Annotated in this window: 1 protein-coding gene; it reads right to left on the bottom strand. The window is 76.8% G+C overall.

Annotation, left to right across the window (positions count from 1 at the left end; all coding sequences use genetic code 11):
* Positions 1–226 (bottom strand): hypothetical protein (locus AC0IY1_RS25395; RefSeq protein ID WP_471773350.1); only part of this gene is annotated, 226 nt, incomplete at its 3' end.
* Positions 227–263 lie beyond the last annotated feature (37 nt).

Below are 263 nucleotides of genomic sequence, written 5' to 3' on the forward strand. Positions count from 1 at the left end.
CGCCGATGAAGGTCCAGAGGGTGAGGTGAGCCAGCCGCGCCGCGTCGCCCGGAGGCTGTGCGTCCGGCAGGGTGCGCAGGCTGAGGATCAGGCACAGGCCGACATGCCCGGCGAGGACGACGACGGGACCCACGCGGGCATGGAGCAGCGCCGCCGCGAGGGCGATCTCCCCGAGGGCCGTGGCGAGGGCGACCGCGGTCGGAGAGCGTGGGAGGCGAACGGGCACGTCCCAAGCCGGCCGGGGCCGCGCGGCGGCGCTGCTC

Source organism: Methylobacterium sp. AC690 (assembly GCF_979256535.1).